The following is a 14,764-nucleotide window of genomic DNA, read 5'->3' as shown; positions in this document are numbered from 1 at the left end:
GTGAACATGAAGCTCAAAGCTATTTCCTTGTTCACTGGCATTGGTGGTCTCGATTTCGGATTTGAGGCGGCAGGATTTGAGACACGGGTCGCGCTCGATTTTGACGAGACGGCTTGTGCAACTCTAAGATTGAATCGGAACTGGCCTGTCCTTGAAGGCCCTATCGCCGCGATTTCGTCCGAGACCATCTTAGCGACTGCCGGTCTTAAGCCCGGTGAGGCAGATATTCTGATCGGGGGACCTCCTTGCCAGCCGTTCAGCAAGTCTGGCTATTGGGCTCGGGGCGATTCTCGACGGCTCTCCGATCCCCGCGCTAACACTCTGGTCGAGTACCTTCGGGTACTTCGCGAAACATGCCCCAAAACATTCCTTCTAGAGAATGTTCCCGGCCTAGCGTATCGGGGTAAGAGCGAAGGGATCGAGACTCTGCAAGCTGGGATCGAAGAGATCAATCGCGATCTCGGAACCCGCTACGCGCTGGAGTGTCGAGCCCTAAATGCGGTGGACTATGGCGTGCCACAGCTCAGGGAACGCGTCTTTATTGTCGGTTCAAGGGAAGGGCGGAGCTTCCGATTTCCATCGCCAACGCACTTCCGATCGGGCAGCGTCGAAGCTCTCGCCGGAAAGGACCGACACCGCACCGCTTGGGATGCGTTTGCTGATCTCGATTCCATCAAGGATAAGTCAGCGCTGAGAGTCAAAGGCAAATGGGCCGATTTACTGCCTTCAATCCCTGAAGGGCAGAATTATCTTTGGCACACCGACCGTGGCGGTGGTACCGCGCTTTTTGGATGGCGCCGACGCTATTGGAACTTCCTCTTGAAACTTGCAAAGGACAAACCATCATGGACCATTCAAGCGCAACCAGGTCCAGCTACCGGACCTTTCCATTGGGAAAATAGGCGTCTCTCAAAGGAGGAGCTTTGCCGACTCCAGACATTCCCGGATGGGCTTCGCTTCAATTGCAACTATGCGGAAATTCAAAAGATGGTCGGCAATGCCGTGCCATCCGCGCTCGCTGAAAGTTTGGCTCGAGAGGTGGCTGCGCAGTTCTTTGGCATCAATGGAACCCTCGGAATGTCAACGTTGGCGCCTTCTGCACAGGAGGCTTTTCCGCCCCCTGAAAGAAGGCTGCCAGTGGCGAAAAAATTTCTCCATTTAGCCCATAGTGATTCAGCACATCCCGGTACCGGTCTCGGGCGAGGCGCCGTCTACAGAGAGCGCGAAGCTGCTTAGGACAGGAGTTCAAGCAACCTTCCTCGCAGGGATTCCTCGTGCCTTGTCTCGCATTCCCATATCGTCGCGGAGCGCCAGCCCAGTTCGCGAAGGCGCATGTCAATTTCTTGATCTCGCATTGCGTTACGTTCCAGCTTAGGAAGCCAATATTCGAGGCGTGATTTTGGCTTACGCGCAAGGCGGCATCCCGCATGCTGATGCCAAAAGCAGCCGTGAACGAAGATGGCTGTCCTACGCCTCGGAAGAACAATGTCGGGCGAACCCGGCAAATCGTGGCGGTGCAGACGGAAGCGATAGCCGAGTGCGTGTAGAAGCTTTCGAACCCGGATTTCCGGTCTTGTGTTCTTCTTCGTTATCAAGCGCATGTGGGCGCTGCGCGCTTCAGGCGAAAGACGATCTCCCATGACGCAAAATACTCGATGCGGGTGAAAGTGGCTACCTAAGGAGCTATGTCTGCACGATTTTGCGACGTGCAGTTTAGTGGGGTCAAACCCAATACTGATCTGGTTCAGCTCGCCTCGCGCATCGCTTCGGCAGCCTGCAGATCGACCGAGACCAGCTGGCTGACGCCCTGCTCGGCCATGGTAACGCCGAACAGCCGGTCCATGCGCGCCATGGTGATGGGATTGTGGGTGATGATGACGAAGCGCGTCTCGGTGGTCTTCGACATCTCGTCCATCAAATTGCAGAAGCGCTCGACATTGTGGTCGTCGAGCGGCGCGTCGACCTCGTCGAGCACGCAGATCGGCGCGGGGTTGGTGAGGAACACCGCGAAGATCAGCGACATCGCAGTCAGCGCCTGCTCGCCGCCGGAAAGCAGCGTCATGGTCTGCGGCTTCTTGCCGGGCGGGCGGGCGAGGATTTCCAGTCCCGCCTCCAGCGGATCCTCCGACTCGATCAACTGCAGCTCGGCCGTGCCGCCGCCGAAGAGATGCGAGAAGAGCCGCTGGAAATGGCCGTTGACCACCTCGAAGGCCGACAGCAGCCGCTCGCGGCCCTCGCGGTTGAGGCTCTGGATCGCCTGGCGCAGCTTGCGGATCGCCTCGATGATGTCCTCGCGCTCGGAAACGATGGTTTCCAGCCTGTCGGACAGTTCCTTCTGCTCCTCCTCGGCGCGCAGGTTCACGGCGCCGAGCCGCTCGCGCTCGATCTTCAGCCGGTCGAGCTGGCGTTCGATCTCGGCCATGTCGGGCATCGGATCGTCGCCTTCGAGGCCGGTATGCTTGATGACCAGATGTGGCGGCGTGTTCAGCGCCTCCTGGATGCGCGCCTCGACCTCGGCGCGGCGTTCATCCGCCGCGGTCAGCCGCTCCTCGGCGCGAACGCGGGTTTCACGCGATTCGGCGAGCGACTGAATGGCAGCGGTGGCCGCCTTGTCGAGCTCCGCCTGCTTGTTTTCCGCCTCCTGCAGGCGGTCGCCGGCAGCCTTGCGCAGCGCCTCGGCCTCGGAAAGCTGCGTCAGCAGGGCGCGGCGCTTGGCGTCGATCTCGTCGGGCGCATCGGCCAGCCGCTCGCGCTCGGCTTCGGCTTCTGCCTTGCGCTCGCCGAGGGCGGCGATCTGTGTCGAGGCATTTTCGGCGCGCTCCAGCCAGTTCCTGCGCTCGGCACCGATGGCATCCAGCCGGCGAATACGCGCCTCGGCCTCGCGCCGCAGCCCTTCATGCACTGCGCGCGCATCGGCAAGCGTGGCGCGGTCGCGCGAGACGTTGGCGGAAGCCTGTTCGAGCTGAAGCTGCAGGTCGCCGAGATCGGGCGCGTCCTTCAGCATCTCCTCGGCTTCGAGGAAGGCGGCCTGCGTCTCCTCATGGCTATCAACGATGCGAGCGCGTGCCTCTTCTAGCGCGGCGCGCCGGCTCAACAGCTCGCCGCCAGCCTTCTCGGCCTCGGCCAGCGCGTTACGCGCGGCATCCAGCGCATGCTGGGCATCGCGGCCGGCCTGGCGCGCATTGCGCTCGGCCTCACTTGCCAGGCGCATCGCCTGCTCGGCGCGAGCCAGCGCTTCCTCGGCCTCGCGCACGACGCGCGTCGCCTGCACGGCTTCGGCGTCGAGCTCGGCCAGGCGGTTCTTCTGCGCCAGCCGCTGCGCGGCGGCGGTCGGGGCATCGGCGCTCGCGGTCAAGCCGTCCCAGCGCCAGAGCGCGCCGTCGCGGCTGACCAGCCGCTGGCCGGGCGAAAGCTGCGCCTGAATACGACGGCCGTCGGCGCCGTCGACGATGCCGACCTGCGCCAGACGGCGCGCAAGCTGCGCCGGCGCGCGCACGACGCTGGCAAGGCTCTTCACGCCTTCAGGCAGCGCCGCATCGCCGGGCTGCACCGCGCTTTCGCCCCAATGCACCGGGGCGCTGCGGTCGAGCGGGACGTCGAGATCCTCGCCGAGGGCTGCGCCAAGCGCGGTTTCATAGCCGCGCTCGACATTGATCTGCTCCAGCACGGACGGAAAGAGATCGCCGCTGGCGGCATTGAGGATCTTGGCCAGCGTGCGCGCTTCGGTCTCGATGCGCGCCAGTTCTGCCCTGGCGTCCTGCAGCGGCGGGCGAGCCGCGCTTTCGGCGGCGCGAGCCTCGGCGACGGCTTGCTCGGCGGCAATGGCGCCGGCCTCGCTCTCTTCCAGCCGAGCCAGCGCGTCCTCGACCAGCAGGCGCTTCTCGGCCGGATCGGGCAGGCCGGAAATCCGCGCGACGATATCGGAAAGCTCGCGATCCACCTCGGCAAGCTGGCGCGCGAAGCGGTCGCGGCGCTCGGCGGTCTCGCGCAAGCTACGCTCGATCTGGTGGCGCGAGGCAGCCGCCTCGGCGCGCTCGGCGGTCAGCGCGGCAAGTTTTGCCTCGCTTTGCGAGAGCGTCGCGCCGGCCTGCTCGAAGGCGGCGCGCGTGGTCGCCTCGCGCTCGGCAGCACCTGCATTTTCCGAGTTGAGCTCGGCTTCCTCGGTGCGCAGGCGCTCGAGGATGTCGGCATTGTCGCGCACCATCCGCTCCTCGCGGGCGATGTCGGCGTCGAGCTGCTGCAGCCGGCGTTCGAGCTCGGTCTGGCGCGCACGGATGCGGCCGGCCTCTTCCTCGATCTGGGTCTTGGCGATCGACAGGCGCTGGAAGGCGGCGGCGGCGGCGGCTTCGGCGTCGCGCAGATCGGGCAGCCGGTGCGCGGCGATGCCCTGCTCCCTGGCCGCCGCCATCTGGGCGGCGGCGCGGTCGCCGACCAGCGTGGTGGCGACGGCAAGCGCTGAACGCGCCTCGCCTTCCTGCGCCTTGGCCAGCGTCCAGCGCAGATGCAAGAGCGTTGCCTCGGCCTTGCGGATATCGGCCGACAGGTTCTTGAAGCGCGAGGCCTGGCGCGCCTGGCGCTTCAGGCTCTCGATCTGGCCTTCCAGCTCGCCGACGACGTCGTCCAGCCGCTCGAGATTCTGCTCGGCACCCTTCAGTCTGAGCTCGGCTTCATGACGGCGCGTGTGCAGGCCGGAAATGCCTGCCGCCTCTTCGAGCAGCGCGCGACGGGCCTGGGGCTTGGCCTGGATCAGCTCGCCGATGCGGCCCTGCCCGACCATCGAGGGCGAGCGCGCGCCGGTCGATTGGTCGGCGAACAGAAGCTGCACGTCCTTGGCGCGCGCTTCCTTGCCGTTGATGCGGTAGAGCGAGCCCGCCTCGCGCTCGATGCGGCGCGACACCTGCAGCTCATCGGCATCGTTGAAGGCGGCGGGTGCCGTGCGGTCGGTGTTGTCGAGGAAAAGCGTGACTTCGGCGGTGTTGCGCGCAGGCCGCGCACCCGAGCCCGAGAAGATCACGTCGTCCATGCCGGACGCGCGCATGTTCTTGTAGGAGCTTTCGCCCATCACCCAGCGCAGCGCTTCGACGAGGTTCGACTTGCCGCAGCCGTTCGGCCCGACAATGCCGGTCAGCCCGCGTTCGATGACGAACTCGCCGGGCTCGACGAAGGACTTGAAACCAAGGAGGCGAAGGCGCGAGAACTTCATTCGCGCCGCCCGACACTACAGGGGTGCGCGCCGAAGCCGGACCGCTTCGGCGCGGCCTGGATATCAGAGCAGAGGGTCGATGATGGCCGACATTTCCTCAATCGACATCGCCCCTTTGTAGGTCTTTCCATTGATGAAGAAGGTCGGCGTCGAGTCGACCTTGAACTCGTCCGCTCCGCGTTTCTGGACTGCTCTCACATCGTCCAGAAGTTTCTGGTCCGTCAAGCAGGACTCAAAGGACTCCTGTGTAAAACCGGCGAGCTTCGAGATCTGCAGCAGCGCTTCCTTGGTATTGCTGACGCCAACCCAGCTCGGCTGCTGCTTGAACAGCACGTCAACCATGGCGAAGTAATTATCCTTCGAGCAGCGCGCCAGCATGAAGCCGGCCTCCGCGCTCGGGTCGAATGGGAATTCGCGCAGGATGTAACGGACCTTGCCGGTGTCGATGTATTTCGATTTCAACTGAGGGAAGGTGGTGTCGTTGAAATGCGCGCAATGCGGGCAGGTCATCGATGCGTATTCGACGATTGTGACCTTGGCGTCGTCCTTGCCGAGCTGCTTGTCGGGCAGCGCGCCGGGCTTCAGCAGTTCCGCCATGTCGACGGTGCCTTGCGCCTCGGGCACCTGGGCCGCCGCCGGCGTCGCGGCCGGCTTGGCAGGCGTCGACAGGTTGGCCGGCTTCACATCGGCGGCCTTGGCCTCCTCGCCGGAGTCGCTGCATGCTGCAAGCAGCGCCACCGCAGGAACAGCAGCCAGCGTGGTCAGAAGGTTTCTGCGAGACAAGCTATTGCCAAACGGGCTTTTGCCAAACGGGGCACGGTTCATGCGAATCACCTGATATCGGTTGGATTTTGCAATGCAAGGGCTAGAAAAGGCGAGAGTTGGCGCGAATTAAGGCATCGCGATCCCCAATCCAATCGGGAAACTTGATCACAAGCATCACGAATGCGCGAGATCGGTAACGCATTCATGACGCTTCTTACGATCCTTTGGGCTTCCTTTCACCCATAATTGTGGCGCCGAGCCGCTCCAGCGAAGCGCGCAGGCCGTCGTCCTCGATCTTGCCGACCATGCGCGAAAGCTTCGATTTTTCGGCCTCGCTCAAAGCCCGCGGCGCCGGCTTTGGGCGCGCCTTTTGCGAAAGCACCGGTTTTTGCAGAATCTTGATGCGGCCGACCGCGTTGAAACCCAGGAAGGCGTTGACGCGGTTGATCACCTCGCCGGCCTCGTGCTGCAGATGCAGCGCCGCCATGCCCTCGCAGGCGATGATCAACGTCGCCGGCTCGAACGGATCGTCTTCGTGCAGGCGGCGCGGCCACTGGATCTTCTCCGGCCGCGAATGGCTGGCGAGCCGAGGCCCGGCGATTTCTTCCCAGGACTGCACCAGCCCGATCGAGATGCCGGCGCGCTTCTTCAGCACCGGATCGAGGATCTCGGTCGCGAGATCGCTGACCGGAACGGGATTGCCGAAGGGCCTTTTCCCTGCCATGTGCGTTCTCCAGTCCCCAGTTCATCCGATCAATGGCACCACTAAACCAGACCCGCAAGGCATCACAGCAGGCCGCATCCAGCGACGCGGGATCCGGAGATACCAGCAAAGCTGGATCCCGGGATATCGGGGCCTGCCTGCTTGCCTGGTATGATGCGCATCATCGCGACTTGCCCTGGCGCGTGACGTCCGGCGCGTTTGCGCGCGGCGAAAGGCCCGACCCCTATCGCATCTGGTTGTCCGAGGTGATGCTGCAACAGACTACGGTCGAGGCGGTAAAAGCCTATTTCCGCAAGTTCGTCGAGAAATGGCCGACGGTCGAGGCGCTGGCGGCGGCGCCCGCCGAGGACGTGATGAAGGCCTGGGCCGGGCTCGGCTATTACTCAAGAGCGCGCAACCTGAAGGCCTGCGCCGACCTCGTGGCGCTGCGAGGCGGCCGCTTTCCCGACACCGAGGCGGCCCTGCGCGAATTGCCCGGCATTGGTGCCTACACAGCGGCGGCGATCGCGGCGATCGCCTTCGACCGGCCGGCGGCAGTCGTTGACGGCAATGTCGAGCGGGTCGTGGCCCGGCTCTATTCGATCGAGACGCCGCTTAGCGAAGCCAAACCGCAAATCCGCGCCCTGGTGGAAAAGCTGGTCCCGCAAACGCGGCCCGGCGATTTCGCCCAGGCGATGATGGATCTCGGCGCGACGATCTGCACGCCGAAGCGGCCGCGCTGCATGCTGTGCCCGGTGCGCGAGGATTGCAGCGCCATTCTCAGCGGCGATCCGGAACGCTTTCCGGTCCGCCTGCCGAAAGACGACAAGCCGCTGCGCAAGGGTGCCGCCTTCGTCGCCGAGCGCGACGACGGCGCCATCCTCTTGCGCAAGCGGCCCGACAAGGGCCTGCTCGGCGGCATGACGGAGGTGCCGACCACCGCCTGGACCGCCAGGGTGGATGGCGCGACGACGGCGGATGCCGCGCCTTTTCCCGCCGATTGGCGGCGTGCCGGGCAGATCGGCCACGTCTTCACCCATTTCGCTCTCGAGCTCGAAATCTTCCATGCCCACGTCAAGCGCGATGCGCCGGCGGGGCATTTCTGGTCGCTGGCCCATGAAATTTCGGGGGAAGCGCTGCCCACCGTCATGAAAAAGGTAATCGAGACGGCCATACCGGGCGCGACCAAAAAGCAGCACCCGCATTGAAAGGACCGCAATGACCGAAATCCGCCATATCGTCTTCGACATCGGCAAGGTGCTTATCCATTACGATCCGGACATTCCATTCAGCCGCCTGATCCCCGATGCCGAGGAGCGGCGGTGGTTCTTCGACAATGTCTGCACAAGCGCCTGGAACATCGAGCAGGACCGTGGCCGGACCTGGGAAAAAGCCGAGTCGTTGCTGATCGCCGAGCATCCCGCCCATGCCGAGAACATCCGCAACTTCCGCCGCCACTGGCACGATATGGTGCCGCATGCCTATGACGACAGCGTCGCGCTGCTCGAGGGCCTGATCGATGACGGCCGCGACGTGACCCTGCTCACCAACTGGGCGTCGGACACATTCCGCGAGGCTCGCGCCCGTTTTCCGTTCCTTGAAAAGCCGCGCGGCATCACGGTCTCCGGCGACATCGGCCTGATCAAGCCGGACCGCGCCATCTACGACCATCACGTCGCTTCGTTCGGGCTCGATCCGGCGGCTTCGCTATTCATCGACGACAGCCAGAAGAATGTCGACGGCGCCAAGGCCGCCGGCTGGCAGGCGGTGCTGTTCACCGACGCCGAGACGCTTAAAGCAGACCTTGAGCGGCTGGGGATTGCTGCCTGATCTGAATCGCTTGCGGCGATCCGTTGATGTTTTGGTTCAGCTTCAGGCGAATCAGCCCCCTGCCCGCTCCATGCCGAGGCGGGCGATGCGGCGCAGCTCGTCGATCGGGGTCAAGCCGCCGCTGCGCTCATAGTGCCAGAAGGTCCAGCCATTGCAGGCATCCAGCCCCTGCACCTCGGCGCCGATCTTGTGGATGGAGCCGGCGCTGTCGCCGATGGCCAGCGTGCCGTCGGCGCGCACTTTGGCCGCCCAGCGCTTCTTGGCGTCGTAGAGCGTGGCGCCCGGGGCCACCAGGCCATTGTCGAGCAGGCTGATGAAGGCGACGCGCGGTTCGGCGCGCTTGCCGGACAGCACGGTGAGATCGGCGCTTTCCAGGGGCCGTACCGCGGCGATGCGCTCATTGGCGGCATCGATATAGGCTTGCTCGCGCTCGATGCCGACAAAGTGGCGGCCCAGGCGCTTGGCGACGGCGCCGGTGGTGCCGGAACCGAAGAAGGGATCGAGCACGACGTCGCCCGGCTTGGTCGAGGCCATCATGATGCGGGCAAGCAAGGCCTCCGGCTTCTGCGTCGGATGCAGCTTGTTGCCGTTCTCGTCCTTGAGCCGCTCGCCGCCGGTGCAGATCGGGAACAGCCAGTCGGAGCGCATCTGCAGGTCGTCGTTCGAGGCCTTCAGCGCTTCGTAGTTGAAAGTATAGCCCTTGGCCTTCTGGTCTCGCGAGGCCCAGATCATCGTCTCATGCGCGTTCTGGAAGCGCCGGCCACGGAAATTCGGCATCGGATTGGTCTTGCGCCAGACGATGTCGTTCAGGATCCAGAAGCCGAGATCCTGCATGCGGGCGCCGACGCGGAAGATGTTGTGATAGGAGCCGATGACCCAGATGGTGCCGCTGGGCTTCAGCACGCGCCGCGCCGCGAGCAGCCAGGCACGGGTAAAGGCGTCATAAGCCTCGAAACTCTCGAATTGATCCCAGTCGTCGTCGACGGCGTCGACCTTGGACTGGTCGGGCCGGTGCAGGTCGCCGTCGAGCTGCAGATTATAGGGCGGGTCGGCGAAGATGATGTCGATCGACTTTTCCGGCAGGCGGTCAAGCGCGGCGACGCAATCGCCTTTCAGGATGATATCCAGCCATTCAGACCGCTGGGGAGCGTGGGAAAGCTCGTCGAGAAGACGCATGGCAGACATCAAAACACCCAAAGCACGCGTTACGGTTTACTGACCGTTATGGTTACCGATCAGCGTAAACATTCGGTGAAGGCTGCAGACGCTTGCTCGGTTTGCGAAGAGCGGCCCGTTGGTGTATGCCGCACCGCTTGGGCCAGCCATGCCGTGCTCCCCTTCTCAACTTCCGGATTGCCATGCCCCAGCCAGACCTTGTCATCTTCGATTGCGACGGCGTGCTCGTCGATTCCGAAATCATCGCCGCGCGCGTCGATGCCGAGCTTCTGACATCGGCCGGATTCGAGATTTCGGCCGAGGAGCTTGCCGAGACCTATGCCGGCCTGACCTTCAAGGACATCATGCTGCGGGTCGAGGAGAAGTCGCGGATCCCATTCCAGGCCTCGCTGATCGACCGCGAGGAGGAACTCGTCGACCGCAAGCTGCGCGCAGACGTGCGCATCATCGACGGCGCTCGCGAGGCGGTGGCTGCCGTCACCGCGCCACGCGCGGTCTGCTCCAATTCACGCACCGAGCGGGTCGAATTCATGCTGGAGAAGGTGCGGCTGCTGCCGTTCTTCGCCGGCCGCATCTTTTCGGGTCTCGATATTCGCGGCAAGAAGACCAAGCCGGCGCCGGACGTGTTTCTCTATGCCGCCGAAAAGCTCGGCGCCAACCCGAAGAACACTTTCGTGATCGAGGATTCCGTGCACGGCATCGCCGGCGCCAGGGCCGCCGGAATGCGTGTCATCGGCTTCACCGGCGCCGGGCACAGCTATCCGGGCCATGCCGATGCGCTGACCGAGGCCGGCGCCGAAACGGTCATCCGGCGCTGGGCGGAGCTCAACAGCACGATCGCGGCGCTGTCGGAGTGGTCGGAAGACGCTTGAGGATCGTTCGAATCCTGGCCCTTGCTCAGTTGGTCGCCGGAGCGCGCTTCTTCCTCTTGCCTTTCGCCTTGTCCGCCGAGGCGACCGGCGTGTTCTCGTCATAGCCGGCATAGGCCTGGTAGTCGCGCGCGGTCGGCTCCGGCACCACGACATTGCTGTCGACGAAGACGAATTGGGTAGCGGCCGATGGGTCGGTAACCTGCACCTGATACGGATGCAGCTGCGAATAAAGCACCTCGTCGCCATGCTGAACTGCGATGCGGATCGGCATGGTGACGGTGCCGGGCGCGAACATCGGCCCCGGCACGATCTTGCCGGCGACGGCTATCTTCATCGACATCTGGCCGTTGGCATGGGTGCAATCGCGCGTCACGTCGGTGATCGACGCCTGGTAGATAATCTTCGACGGATCGTGAGCGGGATCGATCGGCTGGCCGTTGGGTCCGGTCTGTGCGGCCGCGGCGGCTGCCTCGGCCTCAGCGTCGGCCGCGGCGTCAACCTTCTTTTTCTTGGGCTTCGCCGTCGTGCCCTTGGCATAGGTGTTGAAATAGGCAGTGCCGTCGCGCAGCGTCACCTTCGGACAATAGGCTCGCAGCTGGCTGGCAAGGATCTTGGGATCCTGCGGCGGCGGCGGCGCGACAGGATCCTTCTTGGTCAGACCAAAGTTAAGAATACCATTGTCGCTCGATTGGCAGCCGGCGGCGGCAAGCATAAAGCCGGTGAGCGCCAGACCCGCGACAAAACGACGGTTGACCGAATAAAAAGCCATGAAACTGCACTTCCCTCTCACAAAGCCGGTGACGTATAGCAACCGCGCGGCAAAAATGCGACTGAGCGGGCTCGGAAAATTAACCAATTGCCGTGGATGACGCGACCGGCAGCAATAGGCCTTTGACGATGCAATATGTGAGTACCCGCGGGGATGCGCCCGCGCTTGGATTTTCCGACGCTGTGCTGGCCGGCCTGGCGCGCGACGGCGGGCTCTACGTGCCGCGCGAGTGGCCACAGTTTTCGGCCGCCGACATCCGCGCCATGCGCGGCCTTGCCTATCCGGACCTTGCCATCCGCGTGCTGACGCCGTTCCTCGGCGGCGAGATCGCGGCGCCCGTCTTCGAGCGGCTGGTGCGCGAGGCCTATGCGACTTTCCGGCACGAGGCCGTCTGCCCGCTGGTGCAGACCGGGAAAAACACCTTCATCCTCGAGCTGTTCCACGGCCCGACGCTGGCCTTCAAGGACGTGGCGATGCAGTTGCTGGCGCGGCTGATGGATCATGTGCTTTCGGAACGGGGCAAACGCGCCACCATCGTCGGCGCGACCTCGGGCGACACCGGGGGTGCCGCGATCGATGCGTTCGCCGGCCGCGACCGCACCGACATCTTCATCCTGTTCCCGCACGGCAAGGTATCGCCGGTGCAGCAGCGCCAGATGACGACGTCGAGCGCGGCAAACGTCCATGCGCTGTCGGTCGAAGGCAATTTCGACGACTGCCAGGGCCTGGTTAAGGACATGTTCAACGACCACGCCTTTCGCGACAGGGTGTCGCTGTCGGGTGTGAATTCGATCAACTGGGCCCGCATCATGGCCCAGATCGTCTATTATTTCTCGTCGGCCCTGTCGCTCGGCGCGCCCGACAGGCCGGTCTCCTTCACCGTGCCGACGGGCAATTTCGGCGATATTTTCGCCGGCCACGCCGCCAAGCGCATGGGCCTGCCGATCGAGCGGCTGATTATCGCCACCAACGACAACGACATCCTGGCACGCACACTGGCGAGCGGCGAATACCGCACCAAGGGCGTGTTCGCCACGACCTCGCCGTCGATGGACATTCAGGTGTCGTCGAATTTCGAGCGGCTGCTGTTCGAGGCCGCAGGCCGCAATGCCGAGACCGTGCGGCGCTATATGAACGGCCTGAAGCAGTCGGGCGCCTTCACCATCGAGGAGGGCGAGCTCAAGCGCATCCGCGCCGAGTTCGATGCCGGCCGCGCCAGCGTCGACGAGGTCGCCGCCACCATCCGTGCGACGCTCGAGGCGAGCAACTACCTGCTCGATCCGCATACGGCCGCAGCCGTCCGTGTCGCCGCCAGCCAGGACTCCGGCGCGGTGCCCATGGTGGTGCTCGGCACCGCGCATCCGGCGAAATTCCCGGCGGCGGTCGAGGCCGCGAGCGGCATCACCCCTGCCCTGCCCGCATGGCTAGGCGGCTTGATGACAGCCGACGAAAAATACACGATACTTCCATCCGACTTGAAAATGGTGGAAGATTACGTGGACCGCCACTCGCGGGCGGCGCGTTAGGGAGTACTTGCCATATGGGTGTTGAGGTAAGCCGTCTGTCGAACGGCCTGACAGTCGCCACCGAAACCCTTCCAAGCATCGAATCGGTTGCCCTTGGTGTCTGGGTCAAGTCAGGCGCCCGCAACGAGCGCGACGAAGAGCATGGCATGGCCCATCTGCTCGAGCACATGGCGTTCAAGGGCACGAAGCGCCGCAGCGCCTTCGAGATCGCCTCGGAAATCGAGAATGTCGGCGGCGAGATCAACGCCGCCACCAGCGTCGAGACGACCTCCTACTACGCCAGGGTGCTTTCCGACGACGTGCCGCTGGCGGTCGATATCCTGGCCGACATCCTCCAGGAATCCGAATTCGATCCCGACGAGCTGGAGCGCGAGCAGCATGTGATCCTGCAGGAGATCGGCGCGGCGCACGACACGCCCGACGACATCGTCTTCGACCGCTTCACCGAAACGGCTTTCCGTCATCAGACCATCGGCCGCTCAATCCTCGGCACGCCGGAGACGGTCAAATCCTTCACCTCCAAACAGTTGCACAGCTTTATCGAGCGCCAATATGACGCCGAGCGGATGGTCGTCGTGGCCGCCGGAGACGTCAAGCACGACAATTTCGTGCGCGAGGTCGAGAAGCGGCTTGGCGGCTTCCGTGCCAAGGCGGCGGGCAATATCCCGCAATATGCGCAATATGTCGGCGGCGACTTCCGCGAGGACCGCGACCTGATGGATGCGCAGATCGTGCTCGGCTTCGAAGGCCGAGCCTATCATGTGCGCGATTTCTACGCCTCGCAGGTGCTGTCGATGATCCTGGGCGGCGGCATGTCGTCGCGGCTGTTCCAGGAGGTGCGCGAGAAGCGTGGCCTCTGCTACTCGGTCTATGCCTTCCACTGGGGTTTTTCCGACACCGGCATCTTCGGCGTGCATGCCGCCACCGGGCAGAGCGACATCGCCAAGCTGGTGCCGGTGATCATCGGCGAATTGCAGAAGGCCGGCGAGAGCATCCAGCAGGACGAGCTCGACCGGGCGCGGGCGCAATATCGCGCCGGCCTGATCATGTCGGCCGAAAGCCCAGCGAGCCGCGCCTCGCAGATTGCCCGGCAACTGCTGTTGTTCGGGCGGCCTATTGCCAAAGAGGAATTGATGGAGCGGCTTTCGGCGCTGACCGTCGAGCGGCTGACCGATCTCTCCTCGCGGCTGTTCTCGACCAAGCCGACGCTTACCGCGGTCGGTCCCGTGGGCACGCTTGCGCCCTATGAGGCGATCCTCGAATCGCTTGCGGGCCCGCAGACGACGGCCCGCCGGCTCGCCGTCTGATCTTCGACCAAAACCGTGTTCGCGCTCCCTTTCTTTCGCCGCGACCTGCCGGCACTGAAGGGCGACAAGGTCACGCTGCGCGTGCCCTTGACCAACGACTATCGCGAATGGTCGGCGGTGCGCGGCGAAAGCCGCGCCTTCCTCGAACCCTGGGAGCCGCGCTGGCAGCCGGACGAGCTCGACCGCAATGCCTGGCGCCTGCGCATCAGCCGCTACCGCGAGGATTATGCCCAAGGCACGGCCATCGCCTTCTTCATCTTCGAAAAATCGAGCGGCAAGCTCGCCGGCGGCATCACGCTCGGCAACATCCGCCACGGCGTCGCGCAGAGCGGCCATATCGGCTACTGGATCGGTGAACGCTTCGGCGGCCGCGGCCTGATGACCGAGGCGGTCAAGCTGGTGTCGCGCTTCGCCTTCGATACGCTGCGGTTGCACCGGATCGAAGCTGCCTGTATTCCCGAAAATGCCCGGTCGATCCGTGTGCTTGAAAAAGCCGGATTCCGGCGCGAAGGACTTCTGCGATCCTATCTCAGGATCAACGGCATCTGGCAGGATCACTACCTCTACGCCCGGATAGCGGACGATCCGCCGGGCGATGGAACGAAGGGCTGAT

Annotated in this window: 13 protein-coding genes; 7 read left to right on the top strand and 6 right to left on the bottom strand. The window is 64.1% G+C overall.

Going from position 1 to position 14,764, the window contains the following annotated elements; genetic code table 11:
* Positions 1–6: 6 nt before the first annotated feature.
* Positions 7–1,236, top strand: coding sequence for a DNA cytosine methyltransferase (locus tag CK219_RS10915; protein WP_095767158.1), 1,230 nt, complete (start codon positions 7–9; stop codon positions 1,234–1,236).
* On the opposite strand, the gene vsr is transcribed toward CK219_RS10915, so the two are convergent.
* The 4 genes from vsr to CK219_RS10895 form a co-directional block, all read right to left on the bottom strand.
* A complete protein-coding gene (vsr, locus tag CK219_RS10910; protein WP_095766788.1) occupies positions 1,233–1,640 on the bottom strand; it encodes a DNA mismatch endonuclease Vsr in 408 nt (135 codons plus the stop codon). The two genes, CK219_RS10915 and vsr, sit on opposite strands and share 4 nt — an antisense overlap.
* A 104-nt stretch (positions 1,641–1,744) precedes the next feature.
* Positions 1,745–5,203, bottom strand: a complete 3,459-nt coding sequence (gene smc, locus CK219_RS10905; protein WP_095766787.1) for a chromosome segregation protein SMC — start codon at positions 5,201–5,203, stop codon at positions 1,745–1,747.
* A 63-nt stretch (positions 5,204–5,266) separates the two neighbouring features.
* Positions 5,267–6,028 carry a DsbA family protein gene (locus CK219_RS10900; protein ID WP_095766786.1) on the bottom strand — a complete coding sequence of 254 codons (762 nt, stop codon included), beginning with the start codon at positions 6,026–6,028 and terminating at the stop codon, positions 5,267–5,269.
* 154 nt (positions 6,029–6,182) lie between these two features.
* Positions 6,183–6,692: a DUF721 domain-containing protein gene (locus tag CK219_RS10895; protein ID WP_095766785.1), complete on the bottom strand. Its 510-nt coding sequence runs from the start codon at positions 6,690–6,692 to the stop codon at positions 6,183–6,185.
* Positions 6,693–6,724: 32 nt separating this feature from the next.
* On the opposite strand from CK219_RS10895, the gene mutY reads away from it, so the two are divergent.
* Both mutY and CK219_RS10885 read left to right on the top strand, forming a co-directional pair.
* Positions 6,725–7,879 (top strand): A/G-specific adenine glycosylase, encoded by a 1,155-nt coding sequence (mutY, locus tag CK219_RS10890; RefSeq protein WP_095766784.1) that lies wholly within the window; start codon positions 6,725–6,727, stop codon positions 7,877–7,879.
* A 10-nt stretch (positions 7,880–7,889) separates the two neighbouring features.
* Positions 7,890–8,501, top strand: coding sequence for an HAD family phosphatase (locus CK219_RS10885; protein ID WP_095766783.1), 612 nt, complete (start codon positions 7,890–7,892; stop codon positions 8,499–8,501).
* Positions 8,502–8,552: 51 nt separating this feature from the next.
* Here the strand turns inward: CK219_RS10885 and CK219_RS10880 are convergent, their stop codons facing one another.
* Positions 8,553–9,686, bottom strand: a complete 1,134-nt coding sequence (locus tag CK219_RS10880) for a site-specific DNA-methyltransferase (RefSeq protein ID WP_095766782.1) — start codon at positions 9,684–9,686, stop codon at positions 8,553–8,555.
* 173 nt (positions 9,687–9,859) lie between these two features.
* On the opposite strand from CK219_RS10880, the gene CK219_RS10875 reads away from it, so the two are divergent.
* Positions 9,860–10,549 (top strand): HAD family phosphatase, encoded by a 690-nt coding sequence (locus tag CK219_RS10875; RefSeq protein ID WP_095766781.1) that lies wholly within the window; start codon positions 9,860–9,862, stop codon positions 10,547–10,549.
* A gap of 25 nt (positions 10,550–10,574) precedes the next feature.
* Here the strand turns inward: CK219_RS10875 and CK219_RS10870 are convergent, their stop codons facing one another.
* Entirely contained in the window at positions 10,575–11,318 is a 744-nt protein-coding gene (locus CK219_RS10870) for a hypothetical protein (protein WP_095766780.1), read from the bottom strand.
* 128 nt (positions 11,319–11,446) lie between these two features.
* Here CK219_RS10870 and thrC point away from each other — a divergent pair, with 128 nt between their 5' ends.
* The 3 genes from thrC to CK219_RS10855 are packed head-to-tail and all read left to right on the top strand — an operon-like array spanning position 11,447 to position 14,763.
* Positions 11,447–12,844: a threonine synthase gene (thrC, locus tag CK219_RS10865; protein WP_095767157.1), complete on the top strand. Its 1,398-nt coding sequence runs from the start codon at positions 11,447–11,449 to the stop codon at positions 12,842–12,844.
* A gap of 14 nt (positions 12,845–12,858) precedes the next feature.
* The gene (locus tag CK219_RS10860; RefSeq protein WP_095766779.1) at positions 12,859–14,151 is read left to right on the top strand and encodes a pitrilysin family protein; all 1,293 of its coding nucleotides are present in this window, start codon (positions 12,859–12,861) and stop codon (positions 14,149–14,151) included.
* Positions 14,152–14,166: 15 nt separating this feature from the next.
* Positions 14,167–14,763, top strand: coding sequence for a GNAT family protein (locus CK219_RS10855; RefSeq protein WP_095766778.1), 597 nt, complete (start codon positions 14,167–14,169; stop codon positions 14,761–14,763).
* Position 14,764 lies beyond the last annotated feature (1 nt).

It is taken from the genome of Mesorhizobium sp. WSM4313, assembly GCF_002294725.1.
GTDB lineage: Bacteria > Pseudomonadota > Alphaproteobacteria > Rhizobiales > Rhizobiaceae > Mesorhizobium.
The sequence above is the reverse complement of the archived record's forward strand: the minus strand, read 5'-3'. Positions and strand labels throughout refer to the sequence as shown.

Coding starts and splice junctions, on each gene's coding strand:
- CK219_RS10915 (WP_095767158.1), top strand. CDS start 7: ATGAAGCTCAAAGCTATTTCCTTGTTCACTGGCATTGGTGGTCTCGAT.
- vsr (WP_095766788.1), bottom strand. CDS start 1,640: ATGGGAGATCGTCTTTCGCCTGAAGCGCGCAGCGCCCACATGCGCTTG.
- smc (WP_095766787.1), bottom strand. CDS start 5,203: ATGAAGTTCTCGCGCCTTCGCCTCCTTGGTTTCAAGTCCTTCGTCGAG.
- CK219_RS10900 (WP_095766786.1), bottom strand. CDS start 6,028: ATGAACCGTGCCCCGTTTGGCAAAAGCCCGTTTGGCAATAGCTTGTCT.
- CK219_RS10895 (WP_095766785.1), bottom strand. CDS start 6,692: ATGGCAGGGAAAAGGCCCTTCGGCAATCCCGTTCCGGTCAGCGATCTC.
- mutY (WP_095766784.1), top strand. CDS start 6,725: ATGGCACCACTAAACCAGACCCGCAAGGCATCACAGCAGGCCGCATCC.
- CK219_RS10885 (WP_095766783.1), top strand. CDS start 7,890: ATGACCGAAATCCGCCATATCGTCTTCGACATCGGCAAGGTGCTTATC.
- CK219_RS10880 (WP_095766782.1), bottom strand. CDS start 9,686: ATGTCTGCCATGCGTCTTCTCGACGAGCTTTCCCACGCTCCCCAGCGG.
- CK219_RS10875 (WP_095766781.1), top strand. CDS start 9,860: ATGCCCCAGCCAGACCTTGTCATCTTCGATTGCGACGGCGTGCTCGTC.
- CK219_RS10870 (WP_095766780.1), bottom strand. CDS start 11,318: ATGGCTTTTTATTCGGTCAACCGTCGTTTTGTCGCGGGTCTGGCGCTC.
- thrC (WP_095767157.1), top strand. CDS start 11,447: ATGCAATATGTGAGTACCCGCGGGGATGCGCCCGCGCTTGGATTTTCC.
- CK219_RS10860 (WP_095766779.1), top strand. CDS start 12,859: ATGGGTGTTGAGGTAAGCCGTCTGTCGAACGGCCTGACAGTCGCCACC.